This window comes from Paraburkholderia sp. UCT2 (assembly GCF_014397665.1).
Lineage (GTDB): Bacteria > Pseudomonadota > Gammaproteobacteria > Burkholderiales > Burkholderiaceae > Paraburkholderia > Paraburkholderia tuberum.
This window is the reverse complement of sequence record NZ_VZQO01000038.1, coordinates 53,727-74,089: the sequence shown is the minus strand read 5'-3', so window position 1 is coordinate 74,089 and position 20,363 is coordinate 53,727. Positions and strand designations below refer to the sequence as shown.

At 64.5% G+C, this 20,363-nt stretch carries 16 protein-coding genes; 10 read left to right on the top strand and 6 right to left on the bottom strand.

Annotated elements, in window-relative coordinates; translation table 11 throughout:
* Positions 1–197 precede the first annotated feature (197 nt).
* Positions 198–1,478, bottom strand: a complete 1,281-nt coding sequence (locus F6X39_RS26540) for an SGNH/GDSL hydrolase family protein (protein ID WP_187618763.1) — start codon at positions 1,476–1,478, stop codon at positions 198–200.
* 113 nt (positions 1,479–1,591) lie between these two features.
* Positions 1,592–3,214, bottom strand: coding sequence for an NAD(P)/FAD-dependent oxidoreductase (locus F6X39_RS26535; protein ID WP_187618762.1), 1,623 nt, complete (start codon positions 3,212–3,214; stop codon positions 1,592–1,594).
* Between the two features lie 247 nt (positions 3,215–3,461).
* On the opposite strand from F6X39_RS26535, the gene paaA reads away from it, so the two are divergent.
* The 8 genes from paaA to F6X39_RS26495 all read left to right on the top strand — a co-directional run bounded on the left by paaA (position 3,462) and on the right by F6X39_RS26495 (position 9,854).
* On the top strand, positions 3,462–4,463 hold the full coding sequence (paaA, locus tag F6X39_RS26530) for a 1,2-phenylacetyl-CoA epoxidase subunit PaaA (RefSeq protein WP_184056337.1): 1,002 nt from the start codon (positions 3,462–3,464) through the stop codon (positions 4,461–4,463).
* Between the two features lie 36 nt (positions 4,464–4,499).
* A complete protein-coding gene (gene paaB / locus F6X39_RS26525; RefSeq protein WP_018418671.1) occupies positions 4,500–4,784 on the top strand; it encodes a 1,2-phenylacetyl-CoA epoxidase subunit PaaB in 285 nt (94 codons plus the stop codon).
* 8 nt (positions 4,785–4,792) lie between these two features.
* Positions 4,793–5,614: a 1,2-phenylacetyl-CoA epoxidase subunit PaaC gene (paaC, locus tag F6X39_RS26520; RefSeq protein ID WP_187618761.1), complete on the top strand. Its 822-nt coding sequence runs from the start codon at positions 4,793–4,795 to the stop codon at positions 5,612–5,614.
* A gap of 7 nt (positions 5,615–5,621) precedes the next feature.
* Positions 5,622–6,197 (top strand): 1,2-phenylacetyl-CoA epoxidase subunit PaaD, encoded by a 576-nt coding sequence (paaD, locus tag F6X39_RS26515; protein ID WP_187618760.1) that lies wholly within the window; start codon positions 5,622–5,624, stop codon positions 6,195–6,197.
* Between the two features lies 1 nt (position 6,198).
* A complete protein-coding gene (gene paaE / locus F6X39_RS26510) occupies positions 6,199–7,287 on the top strand; it encodes a 1,2-phenylacetyl-CoA epoxidase subunit PaaE (protein WP_187618759.1) in 1,089 nt (362 codons plus the stop codon).
* Between the two features lie 175 nt (positions 7,288–7,462).
* On the top strand, positions 7,463–8,278 hold the full coding sequence (locus tag F6X39_RS26505; protein ID WP_187618758.1) for a DUF1835 domain-containing protein: 816 nt from the start codon (positions 7,463–7,465) through the stop codon (positions 8,276–8,278).
* Between the two features lie 17 nt (positions 8,279–8,295).
* Positions 8,296–8,907, top strand: coding sequence for a TetR/AcrR family transcriptional regulator (locus F6X39_RS26500; RefSeq protein WP_018418677.1), 612 nt, complete (start codon positions 8,296–8,298; stop codon positions 8,905–8,907).
* Positions 8,908–9,185: 278 nt separating this feature from the next.
* Positions 9,186–9,854, top strand: a complete 669-nt coding sequence (locus tag F6X39_RS26495) for a GNAT family N-acetyltransferase (RefSeq protein ID WP_187618757.1) — start codon at positions 9,186–9,188, stop codon at positions 9,852–9,854.
* Positions 9,855–9,953: 99 nt separating this feature from the next.
* Here F6X39_RS26495 and F6X39_RS26490 read toward each other — a convergent pair whose 3' ends face one another.
* Positions 9,954–10,451 carry an Lrp/AsnC family transcriptional regulator gene (locus F6X39_RS26490; protein ID WP_184034682.1) on the bottom strand — a complete coding sequence of 166 codons (498 nt, stop codon included), beginning with the start codon at positions 10,449–10,451 and terminating at the stop codon, positions 9,954–9,956.
* A 189-nt stretch (positions 10,452–10,640) separates the two neighbouring features.
* Here F6X39_RS26490 and hppD point away from each other — a divergent pair, with 189 nt between their 5' ends.
* Positions 10,641–11,738: a 4-hydroxyphenylpyruvate dioxygenase gene (hppD, locus tag F6X39_RS26485; RefSeq protein ID WP_184034684.1), complete on the top strand. Its 1,098-nt coding sequence runs from the start codon at positions 10,641–10,643 to the stop codon at positions 11,736–11,738.
* Positions 11,739–11,876: 138 nt separating this feature from the next.
* Here hppD and F6X39_RS26480 read toward each other — a convergent pair whose 3' ends face one another.
* Entirely contained in the window at positions 11,877–12,062 is a 186-nt protein-coding gene (locus F6X39_RS26480; protein ID WP_184056361.1) for a hypothetical protein, read from the bottom strand.
* Between the two features lie 387 nt (positions 12,063–12,449).
* On the opposite strand from F6X39_RS26480, the gene F6X39_RS26475 reads away from it, so the two are divergent.
* Positions 12,450–16,046, top strand: coding sequence for an indolepyruvate ferredoxin oxidoreductase family protein (locus tag F6X39_RS26475; RefSeq protein ID WP_187618756.1), 3,597 nt, complete (start codon positions 12,450–12,452; stop codon positions 16,044–16,046).
* Between the two features lie 159 nt (positions 16,047–16,205).
* Here the strand turns inward: F6X39_RS26475 and F6X39_RS26470 are convergent, their stop codons facing one another.
* Together F6X39_RS26470 and F6X39_RS26465 are read right to left on the bottom strand one after the other, a co-directional pair.
* Positions 16,206–18,488, bottom strand: coding sequence for an NADP-dependent malic enzyme (locus F6X39_RS26470; RefSeq protein WP_187618755.1), 2,283 nt, complete (start codon positions 18,486–18,488; stop codon positions 16,206–16,208).
* Positions 18,489–18,847: 359 nt separating this feature from the next.
* Positions 18,848–20,092 carry an MFS transporter gene (locus F6X39_RS26465; RefSeq protein ID WP_187618754.1) on the bottom strand — a complete coding sequence of 415 codons (1,245 nt, stop codon included), beginning with the start codon at positions 20,090–20,092 and terminating at the stop codon, positions 18,848–18,850.
* Between the last annotated feature and the right edge of the window lie 271 nt (positions 20,093–20,363).

The window sequence follows — 20,363 nt, the reverse complement described above, 5'->3', positions numbered from 1 at the left end:
GCATTCCGCATCAAGCGCCCACACTTATCGACTGTTAGTTTTTAAAGATCGGTCCGCCAAACCCGCCGCGCCTGAACCACCACTACCCGGCACTGCTTCGTTTGCGTCGCTGCGTCTGCAGCAGAGAAGCGAGATTATGGAGACTCTTTCGCGTCTCGTCAATACCCGTTTTTGCTTTCGCTTAAAAAAGTTGCCGCTCACTTCCGGGTCGCATCCACCACGACCTCGACAGGAACTGTAGCGGCCATAGCCGCGTAGCCCGCGTCGCTTGGATGGATGTGGTCGCCGCTATCGAAAGCGCGCTGCAGACGCTCCGGCTGCGTCCGATCGCGCAACGCCGCGTCGAAGTCTACGACGCCATCGAAAGCACGACTAGTTCGGATCCACTGATTAACCGCGAGTCGGATCTTTTCCCGCTCCGGTGGCAGCGACGCCGGCGTCAGCGTCGCGCCGAACATCTTGACACCGTTGCGCCGCGCGGCCGCGATCACTCGCTGGTAACCGGCGATCAGATCGGCAGCCGTGACCGACGTATGAGGAAAATCGCAGTCGAGCCCGCCATGAGGCGGCATTGCCGCAAAGTTGATGTCGTTGATGCCAATCAGCAGGATCGCCGCTTTGACGCCTGGACGTCGCAAAACGTCGCGCTCGAAGCGGCTCGCAAGCGCGTCGCCATAACAAGGCGAGTCGCTCAGGAGCCGGTTGCCGCTGATGCCGAGATTCACGATCGCGGTCGACTGCGCGCCGCTCGCCGCCAGCCGCCGAGCCAGCGCATCCGGCCAGCGACGGTTCTGGTTGAGGGTGGAGCGCATGCCGTCGGTGATCGAGTCGCCGATCGCGGCCACGGCAAGCGACGGTGCCGCCGCCTCCACCGACAAACCTGTGACCCACACATATTGCGTGAAGCGGCCGGGAAACGCCGTGGCGGACGCGTCGGTGGTGTGATTGCCGGGCCCGGACACATAATTTACCTGATTCGACACTCGGTGCCATGCGACGATCCGCTGCTCCGGTCCCACGAACGCACTGATCGCATATGGCGCGCCCTCGACGACATCGATCGCGACCGGATCGCTGTCCACCTCGCCGCCAGGCGGAACGCTGACCGCGCCCTTACCGCCAAACGTCACCCGACTGCCGGCGCCCTCGACGGCTGCCGCGCCACCGGCGGAGCGCGCGATGCGCAGTTCGTCGATGACGAGAGGCGTCTTGCCGTACGCATTGCTCAGATGAATTCGCGCCACCCTCCCCGACAACGTCGGATACATGATTTGCCGAACGGTGCGCCCGGCGACTTCCGGCGCGCGATACAGCGGTGGCAACTCGGCCCGCTGTGGAATCGGTTGCAGCGCGGTCGCCCAAACGGCGACCCAATGCTCGGACGCTTCGGCAGCGAACGCACTCGAGGAAACGACAAACGGGGCAAATTGGGCAAGCAGCGCCGCGCCGCATGCGGCAGCCAGGGTGCGAATGGTCATTCGGAAGATCGGTTCGAGGCGAAACGCGCATTGTGCCCGAACGACGCGGCAAGCGCCGGCAATCGCAGGCAGGTCCGCTTACCCCGGCGCCCGGCGGCTGTGCCGGCTCGGTCTCACGCCGTTTGCTGACTCATGATCTTCAGCGCGACCGCTTCGGCGACCTCGATTCCGTCGATTGCCGCCGAGTAGATCCCGCCCGCATACCCCGCACCCTCGCCCGCCGGATACAGCCCGTTGACGTTGACACTCTGGTAGTCGTCGCCGCGACGCACGCGTACCGGCGACGAAGTTCGCGTTTCAACGCCGGTCAGCACCGCATCATGCATCGCGAAACCTGCGATTTTCTTCTCCATCTGTGGCAGCGCTTCGCGAATCGCTTCGATCGCGTAGTCGGGCAGCGCGGGGCTGAGATCGGTTGGCCGCACGCCCGGCTTGTACGACGGAACGACCGAGCCGAGTGAAGTGGACGGCCGCCCCGCGATGAAGTCGCCGACCAACTGCCCTGGAGCCATATAGTTACCGCCACCGAGCTCGAACGCCCGCTCCTCCCACTTGCGCTGGAACGCGATGCCGGCGAGCGGCCCGCCCGGGTAGTCGTCTGGCGTAATGCCGACCACGATGCCCGCGTTCGCGTTGCGCTCCGCGCGCGAGTACTGGCTCATGCCGTTCGTGACGACGCGCCCCAGCTCGGACGTGGCCGCCACCACGGTGCCGCCGGGACACATGCAGAAGCTATAAACCGCTCGCCCGTTGCTGCAGTGGTGCACCACCTTGTAGTCGGCTGCGCCGAGCTGTTTGTGACCGGCAAATTTCCCGAAACGGCTCCGATCGATGATCCCTTGCGGATGCTCGATCCGAAAACCGAGCGAAAACGGCTTCGCCTCGACGTGAACGCCGCGGTCGTACAGCATCTGGAAGGTATCGCGTGCGCTATGGCCGACCGCCAGCACAACGTGGTCGCAGCGCAGCGTCTCGCCGGTCGACAGCTTCAGCCCGCGCACCTGGCCGTTGTCGATGTCGATGTCCTCGACACGCGTTTCGAAGCGCACTTCGCCGCCCAACTCGTGGATGCTCGCGCGCATCTTCTCGACCATGCTGACGAGACGAAACGTGCCGATATGCGGCCGGCTCAGGTACAGGATGTCCTCCGGCGCACCGGCCCGCACGAATTCGTCGAGCACCTTGCGGCCGTAGTGTTTCGGGTCCTTGATCTGGCTGTAGAGCTTGCCGTCCGAAAAGGTGCCCGCGCCACCTTCGCCGAACTGCACGTTCGACTCGGGATTCAGCACCGATTTGCGCCACAGGCCAAACGTGTCCTTGGTGCGCTCACGTACGGCCTTGCCGCGCTCGAGGATGATCGGCCGGAAGCCCATCTGCGCGAGGATCAGGCCCGCGAACAGTCCGCACGGCCCCATGCCGATGACGACCGGACGCGGCGTGCTCAGTTGGGCGGGCGCTTCGGCGACGAACTTGTAACTCATGTCGGGCGTCACGGCGCAATGCGGCACGTCGGCGAGCCGTTTCAGCGCGGCCCCTTCATCCTTGACCTCGACATCGACGATGTAGGTGAGCTTGATGTCGGCGCGCTTGCGCGCGTCGTGCGCGCGGCGAAACACGGTGTATCGGATGAGCCCGTCCCGCGCCACGCCGAGTTCCATGAGGCGCGCACGGATGGCGGCTTCGAGGGCGCTTTCGGGATGATCGAGCGGGAGTTTGATTTCGCTTAGACGTAACATGAGTACCGGAGACGCAAGTGGGCCGCAAATCGCGGCCAATTCGCAATTTTACCGGTAAGTGTCGGCGCGGGGTGACGGCCGGTCATGAAGCGCCGGCCCGTCGAAACCGGGCAAACCAGCATGCATGCTTCGACGCCCTCAATGAGCTATCAGCCCCAACGTCTCTGCACAAAAAATTTATTAACCGACCGGTCGGTTGGTTTATACTACGCCGACACAGACCACTCCTCCAGAGAGAGCGTCCCTCATGTACACCCAATCCCTCGATATCCCCGGCAACGTCGCCCCGCTGGACGCGGACGCGAATTCGCCCGAACAACAGGCTCGCTTCGACGCGGTCATGAGCGCCGACGGCAAGATCGAGCCGCAGGACTGGATGCCCGACGCGTACCGCAAAACGCTGGTGCGGCAGATCTCGCAGCATGCGCACTCGGAGATCGTCGGCATGCTGCCCGAGGGCAACTGGATCACGCGCGCACCGAGCCTCAAGCGCAAGGCGATCCTGATCGCCAAGGTGCAGGACGAAGCCGGCCACGGCCTCTATCTGTATAGCGCCGCCGAAACGCTCGGTGTCTCGCGCGAGCAGCTGATCGACGCACTGCACGCGGGCAAGGCCAAGTATTCGAGCATCTTCAACTATCCGACACCCACCTGGGCCGACGTCGGCGTGATCGGCTGGCTCGTCGACGGCGCGGCGATCATGAACCAGATCCCGCTGTGCCGCTGCACGTACGGCCCGTACGCCCGCGCGATGATCCGCATCTGCAAGGAAGAGTCGTTCCATCAGCGCCAGGGCTTCGACGCGCTGCTCGCGATGATGGCGGGCACCGAGGCGCAGCGCGAGCTGGTCCAGCAGGCGGTGAACCGCTGGTGGTGGCCGGTGCTGATGATGTTCGGCCCGAGCGACAAGGATTCGGTCCACAGCAACCAGTCGGCCAGATGGGGCATCAAGCGCATCACCAACGACGACCTGCGCCAGAAATTCGTCGATGCGACCGTCGAGCAGGCGAAGGTGCTCGGCGTCACGCTGCCCGACGCGGACCTCAAATGGAACGAGGCGCGCGGCCACTACGACTACGGCGACATTGACTGGGAAGAGTTCTGGCGCGTCGTCAATGGCGACGGCCCGTGCAACCGCGAGCGCCTCGCGACCCGCGTGAAGGCCCATGAAGACGGCGCCTGGGTACGCGAAGCCGCGCTCGCCCACGCGGAAAAGCAGCGCCAGCGCGCGCAGCAGCACGCCGCCTGAGTGGCACCGCACATCAAAGGAATCAGGAGATCAGCAATGAACAAGGAATGGCCGATTTGGGAAGTGTTCGTGCGCAGCAAGCAGGGACTCGACCATAAACACTGCGGCAGTCTGCATGCCGCCGACGCGCCGATGGCGCTGCGCATGGCGCGCGACGTCTACACGCGCCGCCAGGAAGGCGTGAGCATCTGGGTGGTGCCGTCCTCGGCGATCACGGCCTCGGCGCCGCACGAGAAGGCCGAGCTGTTCGAACCGGCGGGCGACAAGATCTATCGCCACCCGACGTTCTACACGCTCCCCGACGAAGTCAACCACATGTAAGCGCGGCCATGACCACTACGTCCACTACGCCCATTACGCCCGAACATCTCCAGTACGTGCTGCGCCTCGCGGATACCGCGCTGATCCTCGGTCAGCGCAACACCGAGTGGTGCGGCCACGGCCCGATCCTCGAAGAGGACATCGCGCTGTCGAACATGAGCCTCGACCTGATCGGCCAGGCGCGCCTGCTGTACACGCACGCGGCCGCGCTCGAAGCGCAGCTCACCGGCCGCGAGCGCAGCGAAGACGACTACGCGTACTTCCGCGCCGAGCGCGAATTCGCGAACTACACGCTCGCCGAGCTGCCGCATTACGGGCCGCTCGCCGGCACCGCGCAGGCCGAGAAGGATTACGCGGTCACGATCGTGCGCAACTTCCTGTACGCGACGCTGATGATGCATCTGTGGGGTGCGCTGACGGGCTCCACCGACGGGCAGCTCGCCGCGATCGCCGCGAAGTCGATCAAGGAAACGCAGTACCACGTGCATCACGCGAGCGAGTGGCTGATCCGTTTCGGCGACGGCACCGACGAATCGCACCGTCGCGCACAGGCCGCGCTCGACTATCTGATGCCGTACACGTACGAGTTCTTCAGCGCGGACGCGGTGGAAGACGCGGTCGCCGCGGCCGGCATCGGCCCGCGCACCTCGGCGCTGGAAGCCGCGTGGCTCGACGACGTGCGCGCCACGCTCGACCAGGCCACGCTGACGCTGCCCGCGGCGCTGCGGCACGTGAGCACGGGCAAGCACGGCGAGCATTCGGAGCACATGGGTTTCGTGCTCGCGCAAATGCAGAGCCTCGCGCGCCAGCATCCGGGCGCCAGCTGGTGAGTACGCGATGACGACCTCGACCGCCCCGCAGCCCGCGAACGCCGCCGCTGCCACGACCGACGCCGCGCTCACCCGCGCATGGACCGTGCTCGAAGCGGTACCCGACCCGGAGATCCCGGTGGTGTCGATCCGCGAGCTCGGCATCCTGCGCGACGTGCGACGCGCCGCCGACGGCGCGCTCGAAGTCGTGATCACGCCGACCTATTCGGGCTGCCCGGCGATGTCGCAGATTGCCGAAGACATCGGCCGTGCGCTCGAGGCCGCGCAGCTCACGCCATACCGCGTCGCCACCGTGCTCGCGCCGGCGTGGACCACCGACTGGATCACGGCCGAAGCCCGCGAAAAACTGCGCGTCTACGGCATCGCGCCGCCGACGGGCAACTGCGGCGCGGCCGCCCACGCGCAAGCGGCGCCGCAGGACAAAGTGCTGCGCTTCGTGCCGCGCGCGCTGCCGGCCCCAGGCTGCCCGCGCTGCGGCTCGGCGCACACCGAGCGGCTCGCGCAATTCGGCTCGACCGCCTGCAAGGCCCTGTATCGCTGCCTCGACTGCCGCGAACCCTTCGACTACTTCAAACCGTACTGATATGGCCACCCCGCAATTCCATCCGCTGCGTATCCGCGAAGTGCGCCCCGAAACCGCCGATGCAGTCTCGGTCGCCTTCGAAGTCCCGCCCGAACTGCGCGACCACTATCGCTTCACGCAGGGCCAGTTCGTCACGCTGAAGACACATATCGACGGTGAGGAAACGCGCCGTTCGTATTCGATCTGCGTGGGCGTCACCGACTACGATCGCGACGGCGAGTTGCGCATCGGCATCAAGCGCGTGCGCGGCGGGCGTTTCTCGAACTTCGCGTTCGACACGCTGCAGCCGGGCCACACGATCGACGTGATGACGCCGGACGGCCGTTTCTTCACGCACCTGAACGCGGAACAGGGGCAGCAGTACCTCGCGTTCTCGGGCGGCTCGGGCATCACGCCGGTGCTCGCGATCATCAAGACGACGCTCGAAGTCGAGCCGCGCAGCACCTTCACGCTCGTCTACGGCAACCGCAGCGTCGACCAGATCATGTTCGCCGAGGAGCTCGAGGATCTGAAGAACCGCTTCATGAACCGCTTCGTGCTGTATCACGTGCTGTCGGACGACCTGCAGGACGTCGAACTGTTTAACGGCGTGCTCGACCAGGAAAAATGCGCGGCGTTCATCCAGCAACTGCTGCCGGCCGACGCGATCGACGAAGCGTTCATCTGCGGCCCCGCGCCGATGATGGATGCGGCCGAGGCCGCGCTCAAGGCAGCCGGCGTGCCGCCCGCGAAGGTGCACGTCGAGCGCTTCGGCACGCCGCTGCCGCAGGCGGGCGTGCCGCCCGTCGAGATTACCGCGGACACCCCCGCGGCCGAGCTCGAAATCGTGCTCGACGGCAAGCGCCGCAAGCTGCGCCTGCCGTATCAGGGCACGAGCGTGCTCGACGTCGGGCTGCGCGCCGGTCTCGCGCTGCCGTATGCGTGCAAGGGCGGCGTGTGCTGCACCTGTCGCGCGAAGGTGCTCGAGGGCGAAGTGAAGATGGAAAAGAACTACACGCTCGAAGAACACGAGGTCCGCGACGGGTTCGTGCTCACGTGTCAGTGTCATCCGGTTAGCGACAAGGTCGTCGTCAGTTACGACGAACGTTGAGTCGAATGCTTTCGTGGCCTAGGTACGGACTGCCCTCCTGTGACGTCCGCCACCGCTTTCGGCCGTTTCGCGATCCGCTTAAACTAGGGGCCGCTCATCGATCGGGACATCGGGTTCCAGTCGGCGAGCGGCCTCTTTTTGTTACAGCTGCTGACGTCACTGCAAGCCCTTGCCCATGAGCACGATTCACCTCACCAACGGCGATGTCGCCGCCGAGTCGCTGCGTACCGCGCTGGACCAGGCGGGCCGCGACGATCGCGTGCAGCCGCTGCGGGACGATCTGGCGGTCGGCCCGTTACGCGGCGTCGACGACGCTGCGCACGTGCGCGCCGACTTCTGGGAACGCGTCAGCGCCGACACGCAACGCGACTTCGTGCGCGAGTTCCGCGAACAGGCCGCGGTGCTCGACGGCCTCGCCAGCAGCACCGCGAATCTCGTGGTGTGGCACGCCGAAAGCGCGTCCGATCAACTGATGCTGCGCCGCGTCTGCTACCTGGTGCGCAACAGCCCGCAGCGTTTGAACGAAGTGCGTCTGTCGATCGCCGACCTCACCGATCCGCAAGCGTGGGCGCATACCCGCAAGGATCGCGCGACATCGGTCGGCATGTTTGCGCCGGACGTATTGCAGACACACCTGCCGGACGCCGCGCCGATTTCCGTGCTGCGCATCAGCCGGCTCGCGCTCGAATGGCAGGAGGTCAAACAGGCGAACGGCGAGACGCGGCGCTGGCGTGACAACACCTTCACGAGCGGCAGCATTGCCGAAATCGACGCGCTGATCCTCGACCGCGCAACCGACGCCTGGCAGCCCGCCGCGCGCGTCGCCGCCTATGTGATGACCGCCGGGTTGTGGTTCCTCGTCAGCGACAGCATCGTGCTGTGGCGCATGCGCGAACTCGCGGCGCTGCGGCGCATCCGCCTGCGCGGCGATGCGAACGAATGGCGCTCGCTCGAACTGCGCGCGGCATCCGCCCCCTGCTCACTCCAATAAGATAAGAACAGACGAATATGGCCCGCACCCGAGCCCCCGACCACGAAACCCAACGCGAGCAGATTCTCGAACTGGCCGCCGCGAAGTTCGCGCAGACCAGCTATCCAAGCACGTCGATGGCCGATCTTGCCGCGGCGAGCGGCACCTCGAAAGCGCGCCTCTATCACTATTACGAGAGCAAGGAAGCAATCCTGTTCGATCTGCTCGATCGCTACACGAAGCGCCTGATGCTGATCATCGCCGAGGTGGAAGGATCGAGCCAGCGGCGCGAACTGAGCGAGCGAGAAACCTTCGCGGAGCTGATCCGCGCGTTCCTGTCCGAGTATGAGACGTCGCACAGCCGGCACGTCGCGCTGCTGAACGATGTCAAGTATCTGGTCGATTCGCAGCGCGAGATCATCCTGAACCGTCAGCGCGACGTAGTCGCCGCCTTCGCGCGGCAGCTCGTGCGCGCCTATCCCGAACGCGCGACACGCGACAACCAGACCGCGCTGACGATGATGGTGTTCGGCATGATCAACTGGACCTTCACGTGGCTCAAGCCGGACGGCCGGATGGGCTATCGCGAGTTCGCCGAGCAGGTGGTCGGCATGGTCGAGCATGGTCTCGGCAGCGCGCCGGCCAGGTAGACGATGGTCTGAACAGATCGCAACGCGCGCACTGGATGTTGCAAAGCAACAACATGCAGACCAGATAAATCAGCGCAGGGAATCCATGCGGCATCGTGTCACGAACGTGCGATCACTTTTAACTTCCGTTTAAAATCAACTAATTAAATTTAGGGCTCCAGCGCTCTAGGTATTCACCTCGACTTTTGATACGGGTTTTCCCTAGTGAATGGCTTAGGTTTCCGTTAAAATCGGTTTTGCGGTGCACAACGCCGCCTGATTAAAAGGAGAACCCGACCATGAACATGCTGACCCATCGCAACACCGAGCCGATCGCGCCGAACGATCGCGCGTCGCTGCCTGCTGAACGCGCGCACGTTCTGGTCCGTGAACTCACCGCCGCCGATCGCGAACGCCTGCTTGCTCACTTCCTCGCGCTCGACGAAGAAGACCGTCTGCTGCGCTTCGGCCAGGTCGTGCCGAACCACGTGATCGAAAACTACGTGCGCGCGATCGACTTTACGCGTGACACCGTGTTCGGCGTGTTCAACAGCAAACTGGAACTGAGCGGCGTCGGCCATCTGGCCTACCTGCCGGCCGAAGGCAACAGGCGCACCGCCGAATTCGGCGTCTCCGTGCTCGAAAGCGCACGCGGCATCGGTATCGGCTCGAGGCTGTTCGAGCGCGCCGCGATCCGCAGCCGCAACACGCACGTGACGACGCTGTACATCCACTGCCTGGCGCGCAATTCGACCATGATGCACATCGCCAGGAAGGCCGGCATGAAGATCGAGTACGCGTACGGCGAGGCCGACGCCTATCTGACGCTGTCGCCGGCCGATCAGTCGAGCATCCTCGCGGAAATGCTGCAGGAGCAGGCCGCCGTGTTCGATTATGCGCTCAAGCGCCACGCACGCCAGGCATCGCGACTGTTCGAGTCGTTCATGCCGGTGGCTGTCGCTGCCTGAATAATCGCTACAGGGAAATGAGATTGGGGCGGCCGCAAGGTCGCCCTCTTTTCTATCTGTACCCAATCAACGCCACGCGTAGGACCGTGCGCGTGAAGCCTACAAAATGGGCAGCGCTGTCGTTTCCTTGATCTTTTCTAGCGAAAAGCTCGATTTCACATCGATCACCGATGGATGCCGCAGCAATTGATCCTGCACGAAGCGCGAAAAGTGCGCCATGTCCTCCACCTGGACGCGCAGCAGGTAATCCATCTCACCCGTCATCGCGTGACATGCGACAACTTCGGGCCACGTCTGCACGGCCGCGCCGAACAGATCGGCGTGCGTGGCCTCGCCATGCGGACTGAACGCGCGACCGCCACCCTTCTCCAGCCGCACGCTGACATACGCGAGCAGGTCAAGCCCGAGACGTTGGGCGTCGAGCAGCGCGACATAGCCGCGAATCACGCCGCTTTCCTCGAGCCGGCGAATCCGCCGCAGGCACGGACTCGGCGACAGATTGATCCGTTCCGCAATCTCCTGATTCGACAGCCGGCCATTCTCCTGAAGGATCGCCAGAATGCGTCGATCGATCGCGTCTATCTCGCCAATAGCCATGTTCTGCCACGTGTCGTTCGAATAGAGCCATAAACTGGCTCAAGCGTAGCGACGCGTGATTAAATTCGCAAGTTTTTGTCTTCATCGCGGTTCTACACTTGCTCCATCCGGTCGCGCTCAGCCGACCGTCCCGCGCGCTCACCGCCTGCGCGCCTCGGCAACCCTCTTGCATGGGATTGGAGACTGACGATGCAGGTTTCAACTTGGGAAAATCCTGTCGGCACCGACGGCTTCGAATTCATCGAATACACGGCGCCGGACCCGAAAGCGCTCGGCAAGCTGTTCGAACAGATGGGCTTCACGGCCGTCGCGCGGCATCGTCATAAGGACGTGATGCTGTATCGTCAGGGCGACATCAACTTCATCGTCAACGCGGAGAAGCATTCGTTTGCGCAGCGCTTCGCGCGCTTGCATGGCCCGTCGATCTGCGCGATTGCGTTTCGCGTACAGGACGCCGCGAAGGCCTACGCCCAAGCGCTCGAAAAAGGCGCATGGGGTTTCGACAACAAGACCGGCCCGATGGAGCTGAACATCCCGGCGATCAAGGGCATTGGCGATTCGCTGATCTATTTCGTCGACCGCTGGCGCGGCAAGAACGGCGCGACGCCGAACAGCATCGGTGACATCGACATTTACGACGTCGACTTCGAGCCGATTCCGGGCGCGAACCCGAACCCGGTCGGCCACGGCCTGACCTATATCGATCACCTGACGCACAACGTGCATCGCGGCCGCATGCAGGAATGGGCGGAGTTCTACGAGCGCCTGTTCAACTTCCGCGAGGTGCGCTACTTCGACATCGAGGGCAAGGTGACGGGCGTCAAGTCGAAAGCGATGACCTCGCCGTGCGGCAAGATTCGCATTCCGATCAACGAGGAAGGCTCGGACACCGCCGGTCAGATCCAGGAATACCTGGACGCGTACCACGGCGAAGGCATCCAGCACATCGCGCTCGGCACCAGCGACATCTACCGCACCGTCGACGGCCTGCGCGCATCGGACATTTCACTGCTCGACACGATCGACACGTACTACGAACTCGTCGACCGACGCGTGCCGAATCATGGCGAGCCGCTCGAGGAACTGCGCAAGCGCAAGATCCTGATCGACGGCGCACCGGACGATCTGCTGCTGCAGATCTTCACCGAAAACCAGATCGGCCCGATCTTCTTCGAAATCATTCAGCGCAAGGGCAACCAGGGCTTTGGCGAAGGCAACTTCAAGGCGCTGTTCGAATCGATCGAGCTCGATCAGATTCGCCGCGGCGTCGTGCAGGACAAGACCTGACCACGGAGACTCGCGCCTGATCGGCGCGCAGAAGAAAAAAGGGCGAGGATCGCAGGAACCTCGCCCTTTTACGTTGCAACGCCGCCGCTCTCTTCGGAACGGCGGCCGGTCGTCATTAGACGCGCGCGATGCGGTGCGTCATGAATTCTGCCTGTACAGATCGCTGCCGATCGCACCGTCGACCCGCGCCGGCGCCACCTGCGCCGTGCGGATGATCGCGTTCGACAGTGCCCCCGTGCTGCCCGGATTCGAGCGCACCGGCGCGCTCATCGCAAAGAAAGCGGCGGAAACCATCAGGAAGGTCTGGATGTTTCTTGTGTTCATGCGTACTCCTTTTCTAACTGCCCTGCTGTCCAGAAGCTGCACAGAATGCGCGGCGTTCGGCATCGCTCGCAGGTCGGGGTTAGACAGTGGTTTTCACTGCGGTTCCGCAAATTTGTAGGTTTTACAGCTTGTTACACGCGCAGGCGCAATACAGCTCCATTCCGGCGAAAATCCGCTACAACTGCTGACAACACGTAGGCAACTCGTCGCGAAACCGGCCGAAATCAGATCGTGCGCGGGCGATTTTTGATCCGCTGCGGCGGGTTTCCACCAGTGCTACCATCGCTTAAAACCCGTCAATATGACGACCCCGGCCCCAGCATTCACGAGATGCCGGGGGCCAGAAAAGTTTTGGTGATCCCAAGCTGAAGTGGAGGAGTACACATAATGAATGCCCCGCTAGACGCAGGTCAGCGAGCCTCGCTCGAAGCCGCGTTGTCTTCCGTCACGCTCGACGACAAATACACCCTCGATCGCGGCCGCGCGTACATGAGCGGCATCCAGGCGCTGGTGCGTCTGCCGATGCTCCAGCAGGAACGCGACCGCGCCGCCGGCCTCAACACGGCCGGCTTCATCTCCGGCTACCGCGGATCGCCGCTCGGCGGGCTCGACCAGTCGCTGTGGAAAGCGAAAAAGCATCTGGCCGCGCATCAGGTGGTGTTCCAGCCCGGCGTCAACGAAGACCTCGCGGCCACCGCCGTGTGGGGTTCGCAGCAGGTCAATCTGTACCCGAGCGCCAAATACGACGGCGTGTTTTCGATGTGGTACGGCAAGGGCCCCGGCGTCGACCGGTCCGGTGACGTCTTCAAGCACGGCAACTCGGCCGGCTCGTCGCGGCACGGCGGCGTTCTCGTGCTCGCCGGCGACGATCACGCGGCCAAATCCTCGACACTCGCGCACCAGTCCGAACACATCTTCAAGGCATGCGGGCTGCCGGTGCTGTTTCCGTCGAACGTGCAGGAATATCTGGACTTCGGCCTGCACGGCTGGGCGATGAGCCGCTACTCCGGCCTCTGGGTCGCGATGAAGTGCGTGACCGACGTGGTCGAATCGTCCGCATCGGTCGATATCGATCCGCACCGCACCAACATCATCCTGCCGGAAGACTTCGTGATGCCCGACGGTGGGCTGAACATCCGCTGGCCCGATCCGCCGCTCGTGCAGGAAGCGCGTCTGCTCGACTACAAGTGGTACGCGGGCCTTGCCTACGTGCGAGCGAACAAACTCGACCGCGTCGAAATCGATTCGCCGCATGCGCGCTTCGGCATCATGACCGGCGGCAAAGCTTATCTCGACGTGCGTCAGGCGCTGACCGACCTCGGTCTCGACGACGAAACCTGCTCGCGCATCGGCATCCGGCTGTACAAGGTCGGCTGCGTGTGGCCGCTCGAAGCGCAAGGTGCGCAGGCCTTCGCACGCGGTCTCGACGAAATTCTGGTGGTCGAGGAAAAGCGCCAGATCCTCGAATACGCGATCAAGGAAGAGCTGTACAACTGGCCGGACGCGCAGCGCCCGCGCGTATTCGGCAAGTTCGACGAGAAGGACGGCGCGGGCGGCGAATGGTCGGTGCCGATGGGCAACTGGCTGCTGCCGGCGCACTACGAGCTGTCGCCCGCGATCATCGCGAAGGCGATCGCCACGCGGCTCGACAAGTTCGATCTGCCATCGGATGTGCGCGCCCGCATTGCCGCGCGCATCGCGGTGATCGAGGCGAAGGAAAAGGCGCTCGCGCGGCCGCGCGTCGAAGTCGAGCGCAAGCCGTGGTTCTGCTCGGGCTGCCCGCACAACACGTCGACCAACGTGCCGGAAGGCTCGCGCGCGATGGCCGGCATCGGCTGTCATTACATGACGGTCTGGATGGATCGCAGCACCAGCACGTTCAGCCAGATGGGCGGCGAAGGTGTCGCGTGGATCGGCCAGGCGCCGTTCACGAACGACAAGCACGTGTTCGCCAATCTCGGCGACGGCACCTACTTCCACTCGGGGCTGCTCGCGATTCGCGCGGCGATCGCGTCGAAGGCGAACATCACCTACAAGCTGCTGTACAACGACGCGGTCGCGATGACGGGCGGCCAGCCGGTCGACGGCGTGCTGAGCGTGCCGCAGATCACGCATCAGCTCGCCGCCGAAGGCGCGGCAAAGATCGTCATCGTCACCGATGAGCCGGAGAAGTACGCGGCAAACGTCGGCCTCGCGCCCGGCGTCGACATTCACCACCGCGACCAGCTCGACGACGTGCAGCGTCAGCTGCGCGAGGTTCCGGGCACCACGATCCTGATCTACGACCAGACCTGCGCGACCGAAAAGCGCCGTCGCAGGAAACGCGGCGCGTATCCCGATCCTGCACGGCGCGTCGTGATCAACGAAGCGGTGTGCGAAGGCTGCGGCGACTGCTCGGTGAAGTCGAACTGCCTGTCGGTCGAACCGCTCGATACTGAATACGGCACGAAGCGCCAGATCAACCAGTCGACCTGCAACAAGGACTTCTCGTGCGTGAACGGCTTCTGCCCGAGCTTCGTCTCCGTTGAAGGCGGCCAGTTGCGCAAGCCGAAGGCGGCGTCGGGCGCCGGCGCCGAAATGCCGCCGGTGCCGGATCCCGAGTTGCCGTCCATCGACCGTCCGTACGGCGTTCTGGTGACGGGCGTCGGCGGCACGGGCGTCGTCACGATCGGCGCGCTGCTCGGCATGGCCGCGCATCTCGAGAACAAGGGCGTCACGGTGCTCGACGTCACCGGCCTCGCGCAGAAAGGCGGCGCAGTGATGAGCCACGTGCAGATCGCGAAGCAGCCCGCCGACATCCACGCGACCCGCATCGCAATGGGCGAAGCGAGCCTCGTGATCGGCTGCGACGCGATCGTCACCGCCAGCGACGAATGCGTGTCGCGGATGCACGCGGATCGCACGCGCGTCGTACTGAACAGCGCGCACACGCCGACGGCCGAGCTGATCAAGAACCCGAACTGGCGCTTCCCCGGCAGCAGCACCGAAGCCGACGTGCGCGCCGCGGCCGGCGATGACAACGTCTCGACCGTCGACGCGAATCACTTCGCCGTCGCGCTGCTCGGCGACGCGATCTACACGAACCCGTTCGTGCTCGGCTATGCGTGGCAGCGCGGCTGGGTGCCGCTCACGCACGAGTCGCTGATTCGCGCGATCGAACTGAACAACGTGCAGGTGGACAAGAACCGCGCGGCGTTCGAATGGGGCCGGCGTGCCGCGCACGATCTGGCTGCGGTACGCAAGCTCGCGCAAACGCAGGGACGCGGCGATCCGGCCGACAGCGCGGGCGGCAAGATCATCGCGCTGCATACGCCGAAGGCGCTCGACACGCTGATCGACAAGCGCGCCGACTATCTGAGCGCCTGGCAGAACCGTGCGTACGCGGAGCGCTATCGCGCGCTGGTGTCGCAGGTGCGAGCCGCGGAAGAAGCGCTTGATTCCGCCGACGGCCAAATGCCGCTGACCGAGGCGGTCGCGAAGAACCTGCACAAGCTGATGGCGTACAAGGACGAATACGAAGTCGCGCGTCTGTACAGCGACCCGGCGTTCATCGAAAAACTGAACGCGACGTTCGAAGGCGACTGGAAGCTGCACCTGCATCTCGCGCCGCCGACGCTTTCGAAGAAGGACGCGCACGGCCATCTGGTGAAGAAGAAGTACGGTCCTTGGATGTTCCGCGCGATGCACGTGCTCGCGAAGCTCAAGTTCCTGCGCGGCACCGCGTTCGACGTGTTCGGCAACACCGAGGAGCGTCGCACCGAGCGCGCGCTGATCGGCGAATACGAGGCATTGGTGCGTGAGCTGATCGGCGGGCTGACTTCTCAGAAACGCGATCTCGCGGTCGAGCTCGCGAATCTGCCCGACGGCATCCGCGGCTATGGGCATGTGAAGGAAAACAACCTGAAAGGCGTGCGCATCAAGTGGAACGAGCTGCTCGCGCGTTGGCGTTCGCCGGATGCGGGCAAGACGCAGCACGCGGCTTGATCGACTCTCCCAGCTGAACCGAAAAGCGGCGGTCTGCACGGACCGCCGCTTTTCTTCAGGCGCAAAAAAACGCTACGGAACCGGGGTTCCGTAGCGCTTCTGCCCAGGCCGCCGCGCGCGCGTTACTGCTGCGCCCACGCCAACCTCACGTGATACACGTTACTTCGCGTTCACCGACTCGCGCGCGTTCGCCGAAGCCACCGCCGTCATGTTGATGATCCGGCGCACGGTCGCGGCCGGCGTCAGGATATGCACCGGCTTTTCCGCACCCAGCAGGAACGGCCCGACCGTCACACCCTCGCCGCCCACGACCTTCAGCAGGTTGTACGCGATGTTCGCCGCTTCGACGTTCGGCATGATCAGCAGATTCGCTTCGCCGGCGAGCGTCGTGCCCGGGAACGCGGCCTTGCGGACCGTCTCCGACAGCGCCGCGTCGCCGTGCATTTCACCGTCGATTTCGAGCGACGGCGCGCGTTGCGTGATCAGCTTGCGCGCCGCGGCCATGCGCTGCGACGACGACGACGGCGCGCTGCCGAAGTTCGAGTTCGACAGCAGCGCGACCTTCGGCGTAATGCCGAACTTCTCGATTTCGCGCGTGGCGAGCATCGTCATGTCGGCAAGCTGCTCGGCGGTCGGCACTTCGTTGACGTACGTGTCGCAGATGAACAGGTTACGGCCCGGCAGCATCAGCAGATTCATCGCGGCGAAGTTCTCGACGTCGTCGGCCTTGCCGAGCACCTGCTCGATGAAGTTCAGATGCGTGTGGTACTGGCCGATCATGCCGCAGATCATGCCGTCCGCTTCGCCAAGGCGCACGAGGATCGCGCCGATCAGCGTGTTGAACTTGCGCATCGCGGCCTTCGCGACGTCCGGCGTCACGCCTTCGCGCGCGCCGAGTTCGTGATACGCCTGCCAGCACTTGTGATAGCGCGGATCGTCTTCCGGATCGACGATCTCGACGTCTTCACCGCACTTGAGCTTCGAGCCCATCTTCTTCAGACGCATCTCGATCACCGACGGACGGCCGACCAGGATCGGCTTGGCGATCTTTTCGAGCAGCACGAACTGCGCGGCGCGCAGCACGCGCTCGTCTTCGCCTTCCGCGAACACGATGCGCGCCGGTGCCGACTTCGCCGCCGCGAACACCGGCCGCATCACCATGCCCGAGCGATAGACGGTCGCGCCGAGCTGTTCGCGGTACGCGTCCATGTCCTTGATCGGGCGGGTCGCGACACCCGAATCCATTGCGGCCTGCGCGACGGCCGGCGCGATCTTGATGATCAGGCGCGGATCGAACGGCTTCGGAATCAGGTATTCGGGACCGAATTCGAGCGAGTGGCCTTCGTAGGCCTTCGCGACTTCATCGCCCTGGTCGGTTTCCTCGGCCAGTTCGGCAATCGCGCGCACGCACGCGAGCTTCATTTCTTCGGTGATCGTCGTCGCGCCGACGTCGAGCGCGCCGCGGAAGATGAACGGGAAACACAGCACGTTGTTGACCTGGTTCGGATAGTCCGACCGGCCGGTCGCGATGATGCAGTCCGGGCGCACCTTGCGCGCTTCTTCCGGACGGATTTCCGGCTCGGGGTTCGCGAGTGCGAGAATCAGCGGCTGCGAGCCCATTTCGGCGACCATCTCCGGCTTCAGCACGCCGGCGCTCGAGCAGCCGAGGAACACGTCCGCGCCGCGGATTGCATCGGCGAGCGAGCGCGCTTCGGTGTGCGCGGCATAGCGCTCCTTCGACGGATCGAGGTTGCCGCGCCCTTCGTAGATCACGCCCTTCGAGTCGGCGACGAGAATGTTCTGCTTCGACAGACCGAGATTGACGAGCAGATCCAGACACGCAATGGCCGCCGCGCCCGCGCCCGAACAGACCAGCTTCACTTCGTCGAGCCTCTTGCCGACCACCTTGAGGCCGTTCAGGATCGCCGCCGACGCGATGATCGCGGTGCCGTGCTGATCGTCGTGGAAGACCGGAATCTTCATACGTTCGCGCAGCTTCTTCTCGATGTAGAAGCACTCGGGCGCCTTGATGTCCTCGAGGTTGATGCCGCCCAGCGTGGGCTCGAGCATCGCGATCGCCTCGACGAGCTTGTCCGGATCGGATTCGCTCAGCTCGATGTCGAACACGTCGATGTCCGCGAACTTCTTGAACAGACACCCCTTGCCTTCCATCACCGGCTTCGCGGCAAGCGGGCCGATGTTGCCGAGGCCGAGCACCGCGGTGCCGTTCGTGATCACGCCGACGAGGTTGCCGCGCGACGTGTACTTCTGCGCGTCGAGCGGTTCCTCGTGAATTGCCATACAGGCTGCCGCCACACCCGGCGAATACGCGAGCGACAAATCCAGCTGGTTCGACAGCGCCTTGGTAGGCGTCACCGAAATCTTGCCAGGTTTCGGATTCTGGTGATATGCGAGAGCGCTTTGCTTGAGTTGTTCGTCCATTTCTAGGCCTGCGAGACGTAAGTGATTGGGCCCGGCGACACACATCGTTGCAGCGCTTTCATCTGTCGGACCGATAGCCGACCGAGGCGGTTTTCGCACGCGCCCGGTCAGGCGCGACGGCTTACCTCGACGAAGACGGGACGATGTGGAGTGCTTCGCGGGTCGATTAGTGTACACCCCGGACGTGTCGATGCACTGAGTGGTTAACAGGACTCGCCATTAGCGAAACAGGCGCTCAGGACGCTGCGTCGCCACGACCCGGCCGTGCTTTTCGCCACGCGGCGGGGCGCCATGCCGGCCGCATGGTCCACGCATTCGCAGTATTCGAAGCGATTGAAGGACGCGCTTCGTCGACGCGGTCAGTCGAGTTCGGCGCCGCGTCGCTCAGGTATCAGAACCAGGGTCGCGAGGATGTCGAGCAGGTAAATCGACGCCAGTAGCGCGAGCGCCACGCCGAACGAGTAGCGCGCCGCCAGCGCGCCCACGACGACCGGCCCAAAGCCGCCCACCGCGCGACCCGCATTGAACAGCACGTTTTGCGCGGTGGCGCGTGCATCGGTTGGATAGAGCTCCGAAATCAGCGCGCCGTAGCCGCCGATCATGCCGTTGACGAACACCCCCATCGCCGCGCCGCCGATCAGCAACGCCATCGGCGTCGTCAGTTGCGCATAGACGAACACCATGACGACGGCGCCCGCCTGGTAGAACAGGAACGTCGGCTTGCGGCCGAAGCGGTCGGCGGCGATGCCGAATAGCCAGATGCCGGCCGCCATGCCGAGAATCGTCGCGGCGGTCCACAGCCCCGATTTGGTCAGCGAGTAGCCGAAGGTCTTCGACAGATAGCTGGGTAGCCAGATCATCAGCCCGTAATAGCCGAAGTTCTGCACCGAGCACAGGATCGTGACGCCGAGGCTCGCGCGCGTCGTGCGTCCATCGACGAACAGCAGTTTCAGCGGCAGCTTGCGCATGCCGCGCGCAACGCGTTGGTTGAAAAGCGCCGGCTCCTCGACGCGGCGCCGCACGAAGAACGACACGACCGCCGGCAGCAGCCCGAGCGCGAACATGCCGCGCCAGCCGATCACCGGCAGCAGCAGCGGCGTCAGCAACGCGGCCGCCAGCACGCCAAGCTGCCAGCCGAGCCCGACATACGACGACACCCGCGCCCGCTGCGACGCCGGCCACGCTTCGGCGACCAGCGTCATACCGATGCCGAATTCGCCGCCCAGCCCGATCCCGGCGACGGTCCGATAGATCAGCAGGTCCGTGTAGCCTTGCGCGAGCGCGCACAGGCCGGTGAACACCGCGAAGATCAGGATCGTCCACGTCAGCATGCGCACGCGGCCGAAATAATCGCTGAGCACGCCGAAGAGCACGCCGCCCGCCACCGCACCGATGAGCGTCCATGTGACCAGCGCACCGGCCTGCGAGGAACTCAGATGCAGGTCGGCGGCGATCACCGGCAGCATGAAGCCGAGAATCAGCAGATCGAAGCCGTCCATCGCATAGCCCAGCACCGACGCAAGCAGCGCGCGGCCCGCATAGCCCGGTTCGACGGCGGAGCGGGTTTCGGTGGCGGAGGCGGAGGCGGGTGGAGCGGCGTTCATTGAAAGCATTCCGTAGGTCTGAAGGCGGCTGCGTGGAAAGTGTCCCGGGAAAGTCGCGTGAGTGTAAAGGCGGCCTCACCCGGTCACAAGACGATGCGCGCGCCAAAGCGCCCGCCGGCTGCGCCGCCGCGCACGACGGCCTCCTCGGTGCGACCCATTTCAGGTAAAATAGCGGCCCACGCGCGCAGCAAAAGCCGGTCTGTGCTCTTCCCCCGGCCGCGTATCCCGCCCAGCATGGCGCGGCATACACCGCTTGCTGCGCCACCGGGCC

Bases quoted from the DNA above. Each gene is read 5' to 3' on its own strand.
- paaC (WP_187618761.1), top strand. From the start codon at position 4,793: ATGACCACTACGTCCACTACGCCCATTACGCCCGAACATCTCCAGTAC.
- F6X39_RS26470 (WP_187618755.1), bottom strand. From the start codon at position 18,488: ATGGACGAACAACTCAAGCAAAGCGCTCTCGCATATCACCAGAATCCG.
- F6X39_RS26500 (WP_018418677.1), top strand. From the start codon at position 8,296: ATGGCCCGCACCCGAGCCCCCGACCACGAAACCCAACGCGAGCAGATT.
- F6X39_RS26505 (WP_187618758.1), top strand. From the start codon at position 7,463: ATGAGCACGATTCACCTCACCAACGGCGATGTCGCCGCCGAGTCGCTG.
- F6X39_RS26535 (WP_187618762.1), bottom strand. From the start codon at position 3,214: ATGTTACGTCTAAGCGAAATCAAACTCCCGCTCGATCATCCCGAAAGC.
- paaA (WP_184056337.1), top strand. From the start codon at position 3,462: ATGTACACCCAATCCCTCGATATCCCCGGCAACGTCGCCCCGCTGGAC.
- F6X39_RS26465 (WP_187618754.1), bottom strand. From the start codon at position 20,092: ATGAACGCCGCTCCACCCGCCTCCGCCTCCGCCACCGAAACCCGCTCC.
- F6X39_RS26480 (WP_184056361.1), bottom strand. From the start codon at position 12,062: ATGAACACAAGAAACATCCAGACCTTCCTGATGGTTTCCGCCGCTTTC.
- paaD (WP_187618760.1), top strand. From the start codon at position 5,622: ATGACGACCTCGACCGCCCCGCAGCCCGCGAACGCCGCCGCTGCCACG.
- F6X39_RS26475 (WP_187618756.1), top strand. From the start codon at position 12,450: ATGAATGCCCCGCTAGACGCAGGTCAGCGAGCCTCGCTCGAAGCCGCG.
- F6X39_RS26490 (WP_184034682.1), bottom strand. From the start codon at position 10,451: ATGGCTATTGGCGAGATAGACGCGATCGATCGACGCATTCTGGCGATC.
- hppD (WP_184034684.1), top strand. From the start codon at position 10,641: ATGCAGGTTTCAACTTGGGAAAATCCTGTCGGCACCGACGGCTTCGAA.
- F6X39_RS26540 (WP_187618763.1), bottom strand. From the start codon at position 1,478: ATGACCATTCGCACCCTGGCTGCCGCATGCGGCGCGGCGCTGCTTGCC.
- paaB (WP_018418671.1), top strand. From the start codon at position 4,500: ATGAACAAGGAATGGCCGATTTGGGAAGTGTTCGTGCGCAGCAAGCAG.
- paaE (WP_187618759.1), top strand. From the start codon at position 6,199: ATGGCCACCCCGCAATTCCATCCGCTGCGTATCCGCGAAGTGCGCCCC.
- F6X39_RS26495 (WP_187618757.1), top strand. From the start codon at position 9,186: ATGAACATGCTGACCCATCGCAACACCGAGCCGATCGCGCCGAACGAT.